The sequence below is a fragment of the Priestia sp. BR_2 genome, from assembly GCF_041954005.1.
In the GTDB taxonomy this organism is placed as follows: Bacteria; Bacillota; Bacilli; order Paenibacillales; family Paenibacillaceae; genus Paenibacillus_AQ; species Paenibacillus_AQ lautus_A.
This window is the reverse complement of the sequence record NZ_JAVFHM010000279.1, coordinates 1-1,691: the sequence shown is the minus strand read 5'-3', so window position 1 is coordinate 1,691 and position 1,691 is coordinate 1. Positions and strand designations below refer to the sequence as shown.

Sequence of the window (1,691 nt, the reverse complement as noted above, 5' to 3'; positions counted from 1 at the left end):
CCATCTTTTCCATAAAAATATTAGAAAAGAAAGGTAAAGCATAGCTAGGTTCCGTTAATATAACCGCAAGTAATGCACATAGAGGTGCAAAAAGAATGACAGAAAAACCTCGGTAAGCAATAAGCATTAAGAGCCCTAAAGCAAGTATAATGATGACTAAATCCATTGTTTCTCCCCCTATATTTCTCGTCGCAACTTATTATATTTTCTTTCTTAGTTTAAATTTTAGCCTTTAAACCTTTAAACCATATTAAACTCTAGTAATTCTACCGCTAACCCTCTAAAAGCAAACGCTTTCAATATTTTAATAGGGATAATCAGTAATTCATCTAAAGAACAAAAACTTACTGAAAAAGGATACATAAAAAGTTTATGCATCCCTTTTATTGGTTATTTTGCTGTTACTTTTCCATAACGACGTACGCGAAGTAAAGCTTGTTCAGCATGTCCAGAGAAGTTCTCTAGTTGACAAAGGCGTGCTGCATATTCCCCAATATGCGCGCTAGCTTCTTCTGTAACCTTTTGATAAGTACATGTTTTTAAAAATTTACCTACCCACAGTCCACCAGTATAGCGTGCAGCTCCTTTTGTTGGAAGCGTATGGTTTGTGCCAATGACTTTATCACCATAAGCTACATTTGTCTCAGGACCTAAAAATAAACATCCGTAATTATTCATGTTTTCTAAAAAATAATCTGGGTTTTCAGTTAAGATTTCAACGTGCTCAAAAGCTAATTTGTCTGCTTCTATTAAAGCTTCCTGTTCATTTTCTACAATTATGATCTTGCCGTAATCCTCCCATGAAACACGTGCTACATCAGCTGTTGGAAGCTTTTCGAGCTGACGCTCAATTTCTTCTACAGTTTCTTGAGCTAACTTTTCAGATATTGTAATTAATGCTCCTGGTGAAGTTGGTCCATGTTCTCCCTGTCCTAAAATGTCAGTGGCAATCATTTCTGCGTCTGCTGTTTCATCAGCTACAACTAATGTTTCTGTAGGGCCTGCAAAGAGATCGATTCCAACACGACCATACAATTGACGTTTTGCTTCTGCCACATAAGCATTACCTGGCCCTACCAGCATATCTACAGGTTCAATTGTTTCCGTACCAACAGCCATGGCAGCCATTGCTTGAATTCCCCCAAGAATGTAGATTTCGTCGGCTCCTGCTAAATGCATGGCTGCTACTGTAGCTGATGGAATTTCTCCTCCAATAGGTGGAGTACAAGCAATCACTCGTTTTACTCCAGCTACCTTTGCTGTCAGTACACTCATATGTGCAGAAGCAACCATAGGATAACGTCCACCTGGAATATAACATCCGACACTTCCAACTGGAATATTTTTATGGCCTAAAATAACGCCAGGTAATGTTTCTACTTCAATGTCTAGCATAGATTTTCTCTGTTCTTCAGCAAATCTTCGTACATTATTTTGAGCAAATTTAATATCTTCAATTGTTTGCTCTGGTACACTATTCACAATCTCAATGATTTGCTGATTGCTCAATCTGAAATTTTCCGGAGACCAATTATCAAATTTTCTTGATAGTTCTCTAACTGCACTGTCTCCTTCGTCCTCAATTTTTCTAATGGTTTGACTTACTGTTGCTGATACTTGCATATCATTTTGATTAATTTCTTCCTGACTTTTCCCCTGTTTGAAAACTCTCGCCATGACAAATCTCTCCC

The 1,691-nt window shown here is 37.7% G+C and carries 1 protein-coding gene and 1 pseudogene; both read right to left on the bottom strand.

The window, feature by feature from the left end; all coding sequences use genetic code 11:
• Positions 1-166 (bottom strand): annotated as a pseudogene (locus RB298_RS21605) (GntP family permease); the annotation flags it as partial.
• Positions 167-390: 224 nt separating this feature from the next.
• Positions 391-1,677, bottom strand: a complete 1,287-nt coding sequence (hisD, locus tag RB298_RS21600; RefSeq protein ID WP_458698728.1) for a histidinol dehydrogenase — start codon at positions 1,675-1,677, stop codon at positions 391-393.
• Positions 1,678-1,691: the final 14 nt, after the last annotated feature.

Coding starts and splice junctions, on each gene's coding strand:
- hisD (WP_458698728.1), bottom strand. CDS start 1,677: ATGGCGAGAGTTTTCAAACAGGGGAAAAGTCAGGAAGAAATTAATCAA.